17 protein-coding genes and 1 pseudogene are annotated in these 15845 nt (G+C 34.4%); 15 read left to right on the plus strand and 3 right to left on the minus strand.

What is annotated here, in order from left to right; genetic code table 11:
• The first annotated feature begins 223 nt into the window (after window positions 1-223).
• On the plus strand, window positions 224-1000 hold the full coding sequence (locus tag CSE16_RS06785; RefSeq protein ID WP_099423205.1) for a class I SAM-dependent methyltransferase: 777 nt from the start codon (window positions 224-226) through the stop codon (window positions 998-1000).
• A 136-nt stretch (window positions 1001-1136) separates the two neighbouring features.
• The gene (locus CSE16_RS06790; protein ID WP_099423206.1) at window positions 1137-1469 is read left to right on the plus strand and encodes a hypothetical protein; all 333 of its coding nucleotides are present in this window, start codon (window positions 1137-1139) and stop codon (window positions 1467-1469) included.
• A 164-nt stretch (window positions 1470-1633) separates the two neighbouring features.
• Here CSE16_RS06790 and CSE16_RS06795 read toward each other — a convergent pair whose 3' ends face one another.
• Both CSE16_RS06795 and CSE16_RS06800 read right to left on the minus strand, forming a co-directional pair.
• A complete protein-coding gene (locus CSE16_RS06795; RefSeq protein WP_099423207.1) occupies window positions 1634-2293 on the minus strand; it encodes a potassium channel family protein in 660 nt (219 codons plus the stop codon).
• 24 nt (window positions 2294-2317) lie between these two features.
• Window positions 2318-3655, minus strand: coding sequence for a TrkH family potassium uptake protein (locus CSE16_RS06800; protein WP_099423208.1), 1338 nt, complete (start codon window positions 3653-3655; stop codon window positions 2318-2320).
• 155 nt (window positions 3656-3810) lie between these two features.
• On the opposite strand from CSE16_RS06800, the pseudogene CSE16_RS06805 reads away from it, so the two are divergent.
• From CSE16_RS06805 to CSE16_RS06815, 3 genes and pseudogenes are all read left to right on the plus strand, one after another.
• Window positions 3811-3912 (plus strand): annotated as a pseudogene (locus CSE16_RS06805) (VOC family protein); the annotation flags it as partial.
• A 196-nt stretch (window positions 3913-4108) separates the two neighbouring features.
• Window positions 4109-4345: a helix-turn-helix transcriptional regulator gene (locus tag CSE16_RS06810; protein WP_099423209.1), complete on the plus strand. Its 237-nt coding sequence runs from the start codon at window positions 4109-4111 to the stop codon at window positions 4343-4345.
• Window positions 4338-4667, plus strand: a complete 330-nt coding sequence (locus CSE16_RS06815; protein ID WP_099423210.1) for a 6-aminohexanoate hydrolase — start codon at window positions 4338-4340, stop codon at window positions 4665-4667. Before CSE16_RS06810 ends, CSE16_RS06815 begins: the two co-directional genes overlap by 8 nt.
• A 415-nt stretch (window positions 4668-5082) precedes the next feature.
• On the opposite strand, the gene CSE16_RS06820 is transcribed toward CSE16_RS06815, so the two are convergent.
• Entirely contained in the window at window positions 5083-5661 is a 579-nt protein-coding gene (locus CSE16_RS06820) for a hypothetical protein (protein WP_099423211.1), read from the minus strand.
• Between the two features lie 721 nt (window positions 5662-6382).
• On the opposite strand from CSE16_RS06820, the gene CSE16_RS06825 reads away from it, so the two are divergent.
• The 10 genes from CSE16_RS06825 to CSE16_RS06870 all read left to right on the plus strand — a co-directional run bounded on the left by CSE16_RS06825 (window position 6383) and on the right by CSE16_RS06870 (window position 15533).
• Window positions 6383-7660: an IS110 family RNA-guided transposase gene (locus tag CSE16_RS06825; RefSeq protein WP_099423212.1), complete on the plus strand. Its 1278-nt coding sequence runs from the start codon at window positions 6383-6385 to the stop codon at window positions 7658-7660.
• Window positions 7661-8078: 418 nt separating this feature from the next.
• A complete protein-coding gene (locus CSE16_RS06830) occupies window positions 8079-8540 on the plus strand; it encodes a hypothetical protein (protein WP_099423213.1) in 462 nt (153 codons plus the stop codon).
• A gap of 565 nt (window positions 8541-9105) precedes the next feature.
• Complete coding sequence (locus tag CSE16_RS06835; protein ID WP_099423214.1) at window positions 9106-9327, plus strand: hypothetical protein; 222 nt, start codon at window positions 9106-9108, stop codon at window positions 9325-9327.
• A gap of 229 nt (window positions 9328-9556) precedes the next feature.
• Complete coding sequence (locus tag CSE16_RS06840) at window positions 9557-10015, plus strand: hypothetical protein (protein ID WP_157764759.1); 459 nt, start codon at window positions 9557-9559, stop codon at window positions 10013-10015.
• 154 nt (window positions 10016-10169) lie between these two features.
• Window positions 10170-10946 carry a DUF7683 domain-containing protein gene (locus CSE16_RS06845; RefSeq protein WP_099423216.1) on the plus strand — a complete coding sequence of 259 codons (777 nt, stop codon included), beginning with the start codon at window positions 10170-10172 and terminating at the stop codon, window positions 10944-10946.
• Window positions 10947-11268: 322 nt separating this feature from the next.
• Window positions 11269-12114 carry a DUF2785 domain-containing protein gene (locus tag CSE16_RS06850; RefSeq protein ID WP_099423217.1) on the plus strand — a complete coding sequence of 282 codons (846 nt, stop codon included), beginning with the start codon at window positions 11269-11271 and terminating at the stop codon, window positions 12112-12114.
• A 385-nt stretch (window positions 12115-12499) separates the two neighbouring features.
• Window positions 12500-13039: a GNAT family N-acetyltransferase gene (locus tag CSE16_RS06855; protein WP_099423218.1), complete on the plus strand. Its 540-nt coding sequence runs from the start codon at window positions 12500-12502 to the stop codon at window positions 13037-13039.
• Between the two features lie 249 nt (window positions 13040-13288).
• Window positions 13289-13597 (plus strand): hypothetical protein, encoded by a 309-nt coding sequence (locus tag CSE16_RS06860; RefSeq protein ID WP_099423219.1) that lies wholly within the window; start codon window positions 13289-13291, stop codon window positions 13595-13597.
• A 300-nt stretch (window positions 13598-13897) separates the two neighbouring features.
• Complete coding sequence (locus CSE16_RS06865; protein WP_099423220.1) at window positions 13898-14461, plus strand: sigma-70 family RNA polymerase sigma factor; 564 nt, start codon at window positions 13898-13900, stop codon at window positions 14459-14461.
• Window positions 14445-15533, plus strand: a complete 1089-nt coding sequence (locus CSE16_RS06870) for a DUF4179 domain-containing protein (RefSeq protein WP_099423221.1) — start codon at window positions 14445-14447, stop codon at window positions 15531-15533. The genes CSE16_RS06865 and CSE16_RS06870 overlap by 17 nt, the downstream gene beginning before the upstream one ends.
• Window positions 15534-15845 lie beyond the last annotated feature (312 nt).

Consider the following 15845-nt stretch of genomic DNA (forward strand, 5'->3'; position numbering starts at 1 on the left):
TAGCAAAACAAGGCTGCCTTTAGGTTAGCTTTTTCCTATTGAACTAACGGGGCAGGTTAGTTGAATAAGAGGGTATTTTTGAAAGGTCATCGAATTAGTAAATATAAGGGAGTTATCCTATTAACAAGGTAGTTTAGTACAAGGAGATATTATTTACATGAATGGCATGTGGTGAAATCTGACTGTATATATTTTGAAAAAAGATTGAGAGGAGGGATGCAAAGTGGGGATTGATTTTCATAGCAAGAAAAGTAGTAGAACTTATACAACTCGAAACGCCGACAAATCATGGGTTGAGGCAATAAACAACCTTGTACCTATCGAAAAGATTCCTAAGGCTTTAGATATTGGATGTGGTGGAGGAATTTATTCTAAGGCGCTATCAGACATGGGAGTTGGTTCTGTTACAGGTGTCGATTTTTCCAAAGCTATAATTGAAGGTGCAAAAGAAAACTGTAAAGAATATAGAAACATCTCGTTTAAGCATGGAAATGCTTATGATACTGGCTTAGATAATAGCAGTTATAATTTATTGCTTGAAAGAGCTTTGATACATCATATTGAGGATTTACCAACCTGTATTAAAGAGGCATATAGAATGTTGCAGGATGACGGATTTTATATTGTTCAAGACCGGACCCCTGAAGATTGTTTATTAGAAGGTAATGAAAGCCATATCAGAGGGTATTTCTTTGAACTTTTCCCAAGATTAGTTGAAAAAGAGACTAATCGCAGACACAATAGTCAATTTGTAATTGAAAAGCTTAAGGAAGCTGGATTTAGAGACATCGAAGAAGTTAAGTTATGGGAAATCAGAAAAGTGTATGATACTAAAGAACAATTACTAAATGATTTAAGTGAAAGAACAGGAAGAAGTATTTTACATGAATTAGACGATAAGGAAATGAATTTATTAATAAATCATATAGATGCGTCAATAGCATCAGTTGATAACATAGTTGAAAGAGATAGATGGACAATTTGGAAGGCAGTGAAATAATGGGTGCTTGATTTAGTTTGTGAAAAATTGTATTTAAGCTAACGGGGGCTTTACTTGGAGATCATTGAGTTGCATAGGCAGCTCTTTTTTTCTTTATTGATCTAACGGGGCAGGAGAGTGAAGGAAGGGGAATTTTATGAAGAGTAAAAGAATTTTATTGTCGGCTATAACAATTTCTGTTGCCTTTTTGATTGTTTTTTTAATTTATAATTCTTTTTCGTCTGTGTTAACTGTATCTGATTTTACTGTCACTGAAAAAGGGTATTCTAACGATAACAATGAAGCATGGATAAAGGGATTTAACCCCAATGCCCCAATGGGACATCAAGAAGAGATTAAAGTAATTGTTAGGGAACCAATGGTAATGAATTTAATTCAGAAAGATAAGACATACTTCGTAAGATACACGATAAAAAGAAATGATTTAATTTTTCTTAGTGATATTGAAACTATTGAGGATCACAAATAAGCTTAGTTCTTCAACTAACGGGGGCTTTAGTTAAAGAAACAAGGTGTAAGTAAAACTGCCCCGTTAGTAAAAAAGTGTCCCTGCTAATAGCATAAACACTCAGTTAGTTTAAAAAAAGAATTTATTAGAGCCTTTAATTAAGTATATAGGTCCCTAATTGAATGTTAATCTATACTTGAAAATCTTATTAAATCATTTTTATTACCTATTGTAACTAATATATCTTCTTTTTGGAGTAGTTCTTCCGGAGATGGTGAGATAATAATATCTCCCTTTCTTATAATAGCAATTACACTAACATTAAATTTAGCGCGAACATCCAATTCCCTTAGATTCTTTCCAACCATTTTTTCCGGAATAATGATTTCTTCTAAATTATGATCTTTAGATAATTCAATATAATCAAGCGTATTTGGCGAAAGAAGTTGATTTGCTACTCGTTCCCCCATATCCCTTTCAGGATAGATAATTATATCGACTCCTATTGCTTCTAAAACTTGTCCATGACGTTTTCCAATAGCCTTAGCAATAATTTTTTTGATTCCAAGATTTTTAAGAAGCATACATGTTAATATATTTGCTTGAATATCATCTCCAATTGCTACAATTACACAATCAAAGTTAGTAATAGCTAATGATGTAAGTGCCTTCTCATCAGTAGAATCTGAAATGATTCCCTCTGTGATATAAACTTCAGCGTCTTCCACGGTTTCTTCATCTATATCAATTCCCAAAACTTCTTGCCCAGCTTCATGCAATCTTCTAGCAATACTTGTTCCAAATCTCCCTAAACCAATTACTGCATATTGTTTTTTTTTAGCCATTCATTATCCCTTCCTTACTGAAAATTAACCAATCATAATTTTTCCTTTTGTATGTCTGTACGCTTCTTGTTTACGTCTTTTAGTAATTGCAAAACCTAGTGTTAGTGGTCCTAATCTACCTACAAACATTGTTAAAATAATCAGTATACGACCTAATGGAGAAAGTTCTGGTGTTAAACCCATTGAGAGTCCTACAGTACCGAATGCTGAAGTAGCTTCAAATAGATACATTATAAAATCATGACCTTTTTCAGTAATAGTTAACAAGAAAGTAACAATTACAACTATCATGATTCCACTCATGGCAACAGTAAGAGCCTTTAGAATACTCTCTACAACGATACGACGTTTAAATAAAACCACATCTTCTTTCCCTTTAAGTTGGGAAAGAGCAGTTACCATTAGGACAGCAAAAGTAGATACCTTAATGCCTCCAGCAGTCGATCCTGAACCTCCCCCGATAAACATTAGGAAAATCGTTAGGAATAATGTTGCTTGAGTCAAATCTGCCATTGGTAATGTATTAGCTCCAGCCGTTCTTGGCGTTACACTATGGAACAATGCACTGAGAGCTTTTCCTGTGGAAGATAACGGTCCGAATGTTTTATCATTTCCATACTCAAATAGGAAGATTAAGATGGATGCTCCAACAATAAGGACCAGAGTTGTGCTTAATACAACTTTCGTATGCACAGAGAGAGTACGAGTTTCACGATATTCATAAAGTTCATTAATTACAATAAAACCTAGTCCACCTAATATGATAAGAAAACAAATCGTTAAAACTACAAATGGATCGTCAACATAACCAGTTAGACTGTTGAACTCTCCCATTAAATCGAAACCTGCATTATTAAAATTTGAAATCGCATGGAAGAATCCAAAATATATTGCTTGACCGATAGGCATATCAAATGAAAAACGAATAGCCAGTATGATACCGCCAATACCCTCAGCTATCACAGTAAAAATTAATATTCTTTTTACTAATTTGACGATATCAGCAGTTGAAGTAGCATTAAAAGCTTCTTTTAATACAATCCTTTCTTTTAAAGAGATTTTTTTACCTAATAAAATGAATAAAAAGGTTGCAAACGTCATAAATCCTAAACCGCCAATTTGGATAAGTGATAAGATCACTAATTCACCAAACATCGAAAATGTATCACCAGTATCTACAACCACTAGACCTGTAACACATGTAGCAGAAGTGGCGGTAAATAATGCATCTAAGAGCGGAAGTCCTTTACCATCTTCTGTTGCTATGGATAGAGTCAATAAAAAAGCTCCTATTAGGATTAAAGTGGCGAAGCCTATAACAAGTATTTTCGATGGATTAAGGCTTTCTTTGAAATTTTTCATAACTTTCTCCTTAGAATTAAGTTAAAAATATATTTCCCCATACACATGGTCCAATGATTAAACTAAATATGTTTTCCCCTCGATTCTTCTTCTTATTCATAAAAGATTTTATGAACTTGTTTTTTAAAAGTAAAAAGACCGAGGTAAACTTACAAGAGCAATCACATGGAATAGTTGCAGTGTTTAAGGATTTATATGGGAATTTATGGGATTTGTTGCAACTAAATGTTGATCACCCCATTGCTCAAAAGAATTAAGTAGGATAAACTGGGGCTTTCCAATAATTAGGGAAGCTCTTTTTCTATGGATGATAATGGTGCACTCCAGTAAAGTGTTAGTTATAAAATATAAATACAAATCATAATTTTATAAAAAAATTTTTATAAAATGTATAATTAAACTTTACTTTTTTCTAGTTATGTTTTATTATGTTAAATATAGGGAGGCGGTCTTGTGAAAGAGAGCTTTGGTGATTCAATCGTAAACAAGGTATATGAGTTTAGAGTGTTAAAGCGGATGTCTCAAAAGGATCTGGCAGATGCAGTTGGAGTTTCCAAACAAACTATTTTTGTGATGGAAAAGAATAATTACTCACCATCTTTAGTGTTAGCCTATAGAATTGCAAATTTTTTTGAAGTAGATATTAATGAAATTTTTTCATATGTAGGAGAGGAAGATAACAATGATTGATGTATTAGACAGATGGATGCTTGAAAGCGTAGTAAATTTTAATATTTTTGTAGGGGTTATGACATTTATTTATATTGGTTCTTTGCTGGTTCTATTTTTTGTGGGAAAGAAGTTTGGTAAACCAGACGAAAGAACAAATGCCATATATTTAAAAATCATGTCTAGTATGTTTTCTACCCAATTGATAATGACGGGTGTGTTTATTTCATTAGTTGACAATGATATCCAAAATTTTCGCCAGTTCTTATTATTATTCCAAGCGATTGTATTCCTTGTAGGTGCAATAAGTGCTTTCAGACTATACAAAAAAGATTTCAATTAAAAATTTAGAAATTACAATGAGCTGCCTTTTTGGTAGCTTTTTTTATTAAAGTAACAGGTGTTTTAGTGCAACAAGAACTAATAAAGTGTAAAGTGACAATAAAGTTATTTAATTTTAAAAGCTCAAACAAGCATAACCCCGTCCTAGATTTAGAACGGGGTTAAAAATATTGTTGTTTAATTTTTGATGTAAGATACTCCACGCCACTAAAAAATATAATAATAAAGTCGTTTTAAAATCTAAGTTTTATTCAACAATAGCGCCCATGAGCCTCCTCGGCAATATCTACACCGACAACTAGATGCATTGAGGAAATGTTTTCAATGAGTTGATTTTCTTGTCCTACGATTTATACTTCATCGTAGAGTGTCCTCCTAGATGATGGACTTTTGAGGCATCGACCTCGTATGCATCCCTATCGTACCGAGGCGCTTGTTTTAACATCTTTGAGTTTATTTCCTTCCCAAGTTAAGATCAGATGATCCACGTGTCCACCATTTCCTCCTTGAGGGGCCGTTACGATAATATCGTTCACTTTATTGCCCGTATAGTCACCAATAATCAAGTTTGGTTCTCGGGCAGATTCCCCATACAATTTTCCATCCGTCTCTTTGACCATCCAATCATATTTTATGTATTTTTTAGTTTTTCCCTCCTGCACGATGATGGATAAATCATTCGCATACACATCCAGTTTTCCATCAATCTTTTCTTTTGTACCCACCAATATCACATTGTCTTTAACTGAATTACCGTTAATATCGGACACCTTGCAGTCGAGTACATACGTATTTTCCTTAAGTTTAAGTTCGGGTACTTTAAATTTTTTACCAATTTCTATTTTAGGCAACGTTTTTTCAGATTGCTGAGTCACCACTTTTGAATCTGAAGCTGCCTGTTTTGCCAACGAAACTTGTGGCGCCCCGATTCCAACTGCACAAATGAAACCTGCTAACACTAAATAAGGAATTTTCTTTACGTACTTCTTTTTCATTTTGTAAAACCTCCATTTATTCATTTTTGTCTCTACATAAGTAAGACGTATGAGGTATCCTAAAAAGTTTGTTTTTGGAAAATCTTTTTTTATAAGTAGTACCTAAAAGGGGAACGTCAGGTAAATGCAGATTTACAACGATAAGGAAAGCCAAATTTAAAAAAGCCTAATTTCTTGGTGGTGTAAGTGAGAAATTAGGCTTTAGTTACTTCATAAAAGCTCCCTTTTGTTGAATAGAATGACTCGCATTTTATTTAACAACTTTATTATTTTTTAAACGACATTATTGTGAATTAAACAACCTTTTTGTCATTTAACATAAAGTATACAAAATCACATTCAATAACGTTCCCAAACGCAAGTTTTTGGGTCGAAATAAAACACTTAAAACGTTGTCATACCAATGTATTAAGTGTTTTTTCTGTATTTCATTCATATACACCCTTTAAATCACTATCGTTTGAACTTAGATACAACAAAGCTTTCAATGCTGTTCAAAAGAAATTGCACTGGATCATATTTTGAATAAAATCTTGCATATACAGCGGATTCCTTAACGTTATAAATCAACCTTTTCCTAACATAGTTTTTCTTTATTGAACTAACGGAGCAGCATTCCTGTTTGAAGGATGTTCGAGGCCTTGAAAGAAAAGGAGCCCTCTAGTATGATGCATGAGTGTCAACGACCATTGACCCATCATCAAACAAGGAGGACTCCTTTATGCATTCTAAATGGAATAACAAAATTAATCAAGTTACTGAAAATACACTGGTTGTCGGCATGGATATTGCAAAGCGTATTCATTACGCATGTTTTGTCGATGAACGCGGGCGAGTAATAGAAAAGGCTTTTGCGGTACATCAATCGAAAGAAGGCTTCGAAAATTTGTATGAAAAGATTCGTCAAATGATGAAGGAAGCTAAGAAAACTGAAGTAATAATAGGGATTGAGCCTACAGGCCACTACTGGATGAACTTAGCCTATTTTTTAGATCAATACGGCATTCCACTTGTCATGGTAAATCCAATGCACGTCAAACGTTCGAAAGAACTTGATGATAATTTGCCTACTAAGAATGATAAAAAAGATGCATTAGTCATCGCACGGTTATTGAAAGATGGACGCTTTAGCTATCCACGAATATTAAAAGAAGTAGAAGCTGAACTACGGATTGGTTCTACTCTTAGATCAAAGTTAACGGAGGATCTAGCAAGTATTAAAAATCGAATCATTCGTTGGCTCGATCGATATTTTCCTGAATTCACTCAAGTCTTTCCTTCTTTCGGAAAAATGGCACTTACTGCATTAGAAAGAACACCAATGCCACAGGACATTCGAGGGAAAACCGCGGAAGAACTTGTATTTTTCTACCGTCAGGTAGGGGGTATGAGAGCTCCACAACTACCAAAAGCTAAGCTACTCATTGAAAAGGCTTCAAACTCTATAGGACTGACAGAAGGACAAAAGATGGCCAAACATGAAATCGCCACACTCCTACGTCAGTTTCGCTTATTAGAAACTGAAATCGAAGCAGTGAATGACCAAGTAACTGAATTGGCAAAGACAACGATGGAATATGACCTACTTGCGTCAGTACCAGGTTTAGGAGATGCGACAATTGTTGATCTACTTTCCGAAGTAGGGAGTTTTTCACTTTACGAAAATCCACGCCAACTCATTAAACTAGCGGGACTAACATTACGTGAAAACTCTTCTGGTCAACATAAGGGTCAAAAGCATATATCAAAACGTGGACGTAAGAGACTTAGACATATCCTTTTCAAAGTGATTGTTCCTTTGATTCGGCATAACCTAGCATTCAAACAACTTCACGAATACTACACCACAAGGAATCAGAATCCCTTACGGGGTAAGCAATCGATGGTAGTTCTCTGTGGTAAATTACTGAAAATATTACATGGTATTTGTAAAAAGAAAGTGTATTTTAACGAGCAACTTATGATGAAAGATCTCTACTGTCTCGGAGAGGCAGCGTAAGCATTTCGATCAAAGAGCTATAACAAAAAGGATGATACGGAGAAGCCGGCAATATCACTAAACTTAGACTATGAGTCCCCGGAGCAGCTTAGCAGGCCTCTGCCTTATGAATAGACCGAACGAAGGAATGTAAGCGCGTTGACGCTAAGAGACATGGGAGGGTACGTCGTCATAAGCATCGCAGAGATCCATTGTGCATCAAAATAATGGATAAAAAAGCTAATGATTTCCATTAGTTTTAGCGAAGCGTACGCTTTACTTGGTAATATAATCTATAAATTCAATACTCTGTTTATCAGAGGGGAGAAAAATATTTTTCTTAAATCACGAAGTGGTGGAAACCGTTGATATCTCAATGTTTATAGAGGGAGTTTAGTTGAAGAAGATGCTACTATAAAAGATAAAAGGACTGAAAGAAATGCCAAAATACATATCAGAAAATTGCTTTGAAAATATTGAGTGGCAGTCCGTTTGTATAGAAAAAGCCAAGGTTAAAAATGATAATCTCTACTTAACATTTGAAAGTCTTGTAATTATAAAAGAACACCCTTTAAACCCATTTGACACTGAAATGGAAACAAATGATGTTGAATTAGTTTTTTATGACTTCGAGGTATTAGATTCGGGTTATTATGATTGTTCACACATTGAAAAACAACTTATAGATTATGATAGAGATTGTACTTATATTGCAGTTCCACTATTAAAATTAATTAAAGACTTCACAATTGTTACTGAAGATATAAAAGATAAAAATGAGTTATTTTTCGAACAGACATTTGAGGGCTTTCCTAGGAATTTTGGGGAAGATGCTTGGGGCTACTTCAAAATTAGGTATAAACGAATGGAAATGTTGTGGGATTCTTTTTATAGCGAGTGATAAAAATAACAAACTTTGATTAACTAATCGAAAATCGTCCCCAAACACCGCTTTGGGTGCATTTTCATTATTCAACAATCATAAGGGGATGTGTTTATTTGAGAAAGTACAGCAATTTTTCATGGCTAATGGTATTTTTCAGTATAATATCTCTTGGCATGTTTCGATATACAGATATTGACGACTTCTTTTTATTTGGATTAATAATAGTGCTATCTATTAGTGGCGTAGTGTTTGGGGGGCTAGCAAAAAACTTTTTAGTGATAGCTTTTAATATTACTACTCTACTACTTTCATTATTTTTATTGTTTCTTTTTTTAATAGTTTACTCCAGGGCATATTATAGCTAGGATAAAATTTTAAGTAAAGTTATTTCAAGATTTATAAAGTATACAAATTAAACCTTATAAACGTTCCCAAATGAAAGTTAGGTAACTAAACCACGCTTTGGGGACGTTTCTTATTCAACTAACGAAGCAGTTTAGTGCAACATGGAGTACCAGAGAAGAAAAGTCGAGTTGGGTTTAATTAAAAAGTGGAACATTGAAGAAACGGAGGGGGAAATATGTTTTTTAAAAAAAATTCTAAAATTAATGAAAAAAGTATTAATGTGGCATTTCAGAGTACATTTATATTTTGGGGAGTTACCCTTTTTATAAATGGACTCTTTGAAATGGCACAAGATAAACCGTTAATAAGTAATTCTTTTATTATATTATTTGTTGGATTAGCGATATTCTTTTTAACTGAAAAAGTTGCTAATCATTTTAACAAAAACATAAAATAATGGTTACTGAGACGAACATGAAAAACTGTGAGTAGCTCCAACCTGCATGTCGTGAATTATTACTCCGTTGTAAGTGATGTAATCTTTTCTGAAGAACAAATTATCGAAGAGGTTTTCAGTTTAGAAGGTGCAAAATTTCTCGGAATTTCAACAGGTCACGAAGGTTTAAAAAAACATTTGCACGATTTGTACAATAGCAAGAAAGACCGTCAAATCAGTGTTTATTCAGTTGAACAAAACGTACAGCACAAATTGTACAAGTAATTATTATGAATTAAATAATAATCAATTAAATAATAATCAATTAAATAATAATCAATTAAAAGATATAAGAGATGTTAACAATGTTGCTAGTGTTCCAATTTCGAAAGATGCTGAAAGAATTTTATCTTTAAAAGCAAAATGGTGCCATCAAGGTATTTCACCTGATTGGATCGAAGAAATTTATCAGCAATCAATTGAACGAGGAATTGCCAATAAGATTGCTTATGTAAATAAAGCAGCCAGTACCTATCTTGATAACATGCAAAAGAAAAGTGCTCCTGTATCTTCTGGAAAAACTGAATTAGTACCCGATTGGTTTCCAGCTCGTAATCATCAAAAATTTGAACCTGAGGACAAAACGATTGATTTTGATTTAGAAAGACAGAAGATACTTGCTAAATTAGGTCGATCAGAGCCCCTGTAAGACATTTTATGTAGTTTCTATTAGATAGATATAAAAGACACCTTAGAAGACCATTCTGTGCCTCCTAGGGTGTTTTTTATTTTAGGGTTAGCATCCAATTTATGCGGATTTATAAATGATATAATTTATCTAAGATAAACTGAGGAGGAGTAAGTTGGTTAATCAAATAAATTTCCAGTGGCGTGTCACAAAGTACAATCCTGATTTTAGGGATGAAAATGGTTACTATACCTTAAGAGAGGAATGGACTTGTCCTTCTGAAATAGGGAAAACCATTAACGGGAATGTATTCACCTTGGATGAATATCTTCAAGTTGAGGAAGCTTATATTAATTCCGTAATTAAATTCATAGAGGAAAGCAGTATTGATTCATTAAGAATTTTACAGTTTAAATGCCATATTTCAGAAGAAGGTAAGATATCACCTTTATATGAAAAAGAATTTGAAAAACTGATTCTTAAAAAAGATTCGATAGTAAACAAAAAAGAAATACGCCTGATTTGCAAAATGGTTTTGCGGAATTTTTTATGGTGTGAATTGTATAGTAAGGATAATTTCTTCGTACATTTTGGTTGGGATTATTATATGTATATTGGGTCAAATGTAAATTGTCTTTCTACTATTAAATTTGCTACGAATAATGGACTGTTTGTTGAACAGTTTACGTCACCACATGCTTTTTCTGAGGAAGAAACTACAAGGCAAATTCAATGGAATGAAATTGGCGATGAGTCAAAATTAATTGTGGGTGAAGAGGAACTTAAAAATATTCCACTGAATGAGTATCAGAGAATTTTTAATTTATCTGCTGAACATCCAGTTATAGGCTCTTTTGATATTAAAAAAGAACAATTGGAATTTTTCCAAACATTCTTGAAGCATAAGCTGAATTTTGATAAATATGAGTATATGTTTTGGGGCGGATGTTAAAGTCATTTGAAAAGAGGGAGCAAATATGCTTCCTCTTTTCAAATGTTATTTTGCTGTCGATTTTATTGCGATTCGGAGGGGAAATTTAAGTTTTCCCTCCGAAAAGAGAACCCGTTAAAGTAATATTCCTTTCCTTCTTTGTTCACCCTGATTTATAAAGCATATAAAATAAATCCAAATAACGCCCCCAAACACCGCTTTGGGGACTTTATTGTTCAACTAACGTAAGTAGTTAAGTTTAAATGAAATAACCAGGTTTTACTTTATATACCACATTAAGTATGATGAAAGGAGAATTAGTTTCAATGAGAGGAATGGAGAAATGAGCGATACACGGACTAAATTAATGTTGGATTTGCAAAGAATTGAGAAGGATGAGTATCAGTTACGCGAAGGTGAGAAGCATCAAGATTTCTTGCCTTTATTACTTCAATTTATTGGCGATCCTGAACCAGAATTAAGGGATAACCTGGTATATCCGATGTTTTATATGTGGATTAAGGAAGAGAATAGGTTCAGTGGAGAGGAGTTGCGTAGCCTCTTGACTGTTTTGACTGATGAGAATCATTTATTTTATAAAATTGGTAGCGAGGAGGATCAGTCAGTTTTTACAAGAACGTTCTCTGCCTTGCCTATCGCTTTGATTGTGCAATTCCACAGACAAAATCCGTTTTTCAATCAAGCGGAAATTGAGCAATTAATACATACAATGCTCCGTTATTATAAAGAGGAGAAGGATCTACGAGGCTATCTTTCAGTAGGAGGCTGGGCTCACAGTGCGTCTCACGGTGCGGATGTTTTTGCCGAGCTGGTGCAGTGCGAGGAAAGCAGCGACGCACTGCTGAGTGAGATCCTTGTCGCTATCTCTGGTATGCTTCAAAATGGTAGACACATTTTTAGCGATGAAGATGATGAACGGTTAGTCAACATCGTGGATACGATGATTGACAAAGAGTTACTTCCACATCAAGAAATTGCTGATTGGATTAGTGGCTTAGCACAATGCTGCAATTTGCCGAGAAGTCGCAGTCAGGTAATTGCTCGCGTGAACAGCAAGAATTTTTTACGGAGTCTCTATTTCAGAAGAGGACAATGTAGCCGAGGGAATGAGCTTAACACTGTCATGCTTGGTACCGAGGCAAAATTGAATAGGTTTTCTATCGGTTAAAGGATTAAAGGGGCTGTAATTCTTTCTCCAATATCAAATCCCTTACTGAACTCCCATGAAAGAACGTAATAATCTTCCACTTTATGTGATAGCAGTATTTTACTTGTTTGATTTGTTTTTTACTTTGCATAAAATCGTGTATATTTCTTAACTTAACGTTGTAAATTCGCATAAATCTGACGGGACCACTTATTATACTAACGGGGCAGTTTAGTGCAACAAGGAGTATTAAGAAATGCAACCAAACGACGCTTTGGGTGCATTTATCATCAGTTGATGGGAGAAATCGGTTCGTTTAAAAGGTGTACTGGGGATAATGGCGAAATGGTAAAGAAAGTTGAATTGTAGAGGGGCGAATTTATATTTTCGGAAGTAGGGAAGAAAAATGATTGAATTAAGAAAAATTACCCACGATAATTTTGAGGCAGTGTTGAAGTTAAGCATAACAGACGAGCAGAAAGGAAATGTGGATTCCAGTATATACTGTTTGGCTAAAGCCTATGTAAAGATACTCAACGACGAAAAACCTCCTATGATTTTCGCTATATGCAACAATGATGAAGTCATAGGATATGTCGATATTGGATTTTTCGAACTGGCGAAAAGTGCATTTTTATGTGAAAAATATGGAGATAAATCTACTTATGGACTTAATCGCTTTATGATTGATAAAAAGCATCAAGGCAAAGGATTTGGTAAACAAGCAATGATAAAAGTTATTGATTATATAAAGTCGTTTCCACAAGGAAAAGCCGATGCAGTTGCTACATCATATTGGATGGTAAACGAAGTCGCTCGGAAGTTGTTTGCGTCTGTCGGTTTCGTTGAAACAGGAGCGATATGGGACGGACAAACAGGGGATAATTGGAATGCAGAAAGAAAAGATATAGAGTATGCAGAAGTAGGTGCCAGACTTGGATTATAAAGCTAACCAGTCTGGAATTAAAGTTAGATAATTTACTTACAGAGGGCTTAAAACAAAAACAAATAGCCAATGAGTTAAACCTTACAGCAGCTAGGGTTTCACAAATTGTGAAGGGGATTCGCGAAAAAAAGTTAAATGGTGTGTGCCCTTAAACCAATATATTATATTAAATCTTAATAACGTTCCCAAATGTAAGCTGAATTGCACCCCAATTGTTAGACACAACTAACAAGGAGGTGCAGTTTTTCTATGGCAAAAATTAGTGCAGAAGAAAAATTAGCAGCAGTTCAAAGATATGTAAATGGAAAAGAAAGTTCAAGAACAGTAGCGGAAGATATAGGTGTGTCCCATCGTTACCTATTAACTTGGGTAATACAAAATAAATACAATGGCGTAGAAGCTTTTGTAAGACGATATACAAATTATACGAAAGCGTTTAAACTAGACGTATTTAACTATATGATTGAACACGGGAATTACGATTACGATACTGGAAATTTAAAAGAAACAGAAGTATTAGTGGGTATGACAAATGAAATTAATATTTACCTTAAATAAAAAATACAGAGTAATGCCATTTTCTTCGGGGAGGAAAATGGCATTTTTTCGAAATAAACAAAAATTGATTTCCAATCCGGGACGCTTCACCGCTAGCACGGCCTAAGCCTGTAGTCTCAGGCGTCGTATTGTTGCCGTAGATGACGCCCTTATAAATATAAGTTAAGCAATTTGAGATAAAGTCGATATATGTTTCAAGATTTCAACTTTTTTAGGTTTTTTGCGAAAAATAGATGCCATTCAACGTTATATATAATGTAATGGCTTTTGCAGTATCAATACTATATAAAGGAGAAAGAAATGAAGATTAATGAACATAATTTTATAAAATATCTTCAAGGCGGCAAAGAAAACGCTCTTGATTACGTAATCGATCACTATCTTCCATTAATAAAAGGTGTTGTATTAAAAATTTTAGGTCCTCTTGACATTAATGACATCATAAAGGAGTGTTGTAACGATATTTTATTATCTATCTGGAAAAACGCGAAAAAGTTCAACGGAGATGCAGCTGACTTTCAAAAATGGGTATGCGTGATAGCCAAATATAAAGCAATCGATTATTACCGCATGGTAATAAAGAAAAAAGAAAGCCCCTCTTTGGATATAGAGCTTACGCCTTCTGACTCCTTGAAATATGAAAGCACCTATCTGGAAGAACAGGAGAACATTCAGGCAATCATCTCAACATTAAAGCCTGTCGATCAGAAAATTTTTATAATGAGGTACCTGCTAGATTTTGATACAGAAGAAATTGCCCATCAATTACAGATGACAAAATCGGCTATTGATAACCGGCTTTACCATGGCAGGAAAAAACTAAAAAAAGATTTAGGGGGTATGCCCATTGAAAAATCTGTTTAAACACTTCAATGATATTGGAATCGATATAACTGACTTTGAAGAAGCAGAGGTAACAGAACTTGAAAAAGCACAGTTTAAAAGGGACCTGAGAATTCAGACATCCAAAACAACACCGAGAAAGTGGATGAAGGGAGCTGCAGCTGTCTGCTTGTCGTTGGGTATCGGCACTGCATCAATTATAGGTCTATCCTACACAACATTCGCTCAGGAAATTCCAGTTTTGAACAGTATTATCAAGCTTTTCTCGACCCAGGATAAAATAATGTCAGGCTATGAGGAATTCGCGGATCAACAACATCTTGTAGTAGAAAGCAATGGGATAACGATTACGGTAAATGAAAGCTTATTCGATAGTAAAAAGTTTTTAGTTGGCTATTATATTGAAACGGACAGGGATTTAGGTGAGTCCCCGGAAATTGAGACTACTTTTAAGGTGGATGGCCGCGAACACGCATTTTTTCATACGAAACATATGATTGAAAAAGTCGGGCCAAATCAATACGCCGGCTTAACAACAGCGATCTTGAATTTATCTAATCATTTACAGGAGGCGAATTTTGAGTTTCACATTAGTAGTATTTCCAGTCAGGATAAAAAGGAAATGATCCAGGGGAGTTGGGATTTTGAAATAAATGCTAAGGCGACTGAGCCTAAAGTCCAAATCGTGGAAGCTCCTGCATCAAAAAAAGATGATTTAGGTATTAAATTGAATGAAATCATATACACACCGATTTCCTTTATCGTCAATTACAGAGAAACAATAAAAAACGAGAATTTAAAAGAAAAATGGGATATTATTTCTTCCGGTTTAAAAGTAAAGGATAATTTAGGTAATACGTATACATCAGCGTTAACCGGTGGTATAGGACACGACCATGGAGATAAGGAATTTGTCTTTACCTTTGAAAAACTGCATCCGGATGCTGAAACTTTAATATTCACCCCATTCTTCCGATTGATGGAGGCTGACGAAATTGATGATAATGGCGCTAAATATTTTAGGGATAATAGCAATTCTATAAAGGAAATAATTGAGCTTGAGGATATTATTGTAGATATTCAACAAAAATAATAAGGCACCGCACTTATTGTGAAAAACAACTAAAAACATAAACTGCACGCCAATTGTTAATACACTGAACAATTGGAGGTACAGTTCAGACACAAAAATAAAGCCGTTAAACTTCATAAAGGGGTGAACCCCCTTATCCAACAATCGGGCGCGATTGTTGGATAAGCTTCACTTTTCTTCTTCAACTAACGGGGGCTTTAGTACAACAAGCATTTCGAAAATTTTCCCAAACGACGCTTTGGGAGTATTTTTCACTTCAACTAACGGGCCATTTAATGGATTAAGGTAGTGTTGTTATTATGTGTTCTATAA

This window comes from Solibacillus sp. R5-41, from assembly GCF_002736105.1.
In the GTDB taxonomy this organism is placed as follows: Bacteria; Bacillota; Bacilli; order Bacillales_A; family Planococcaceae; genus Solibacillus.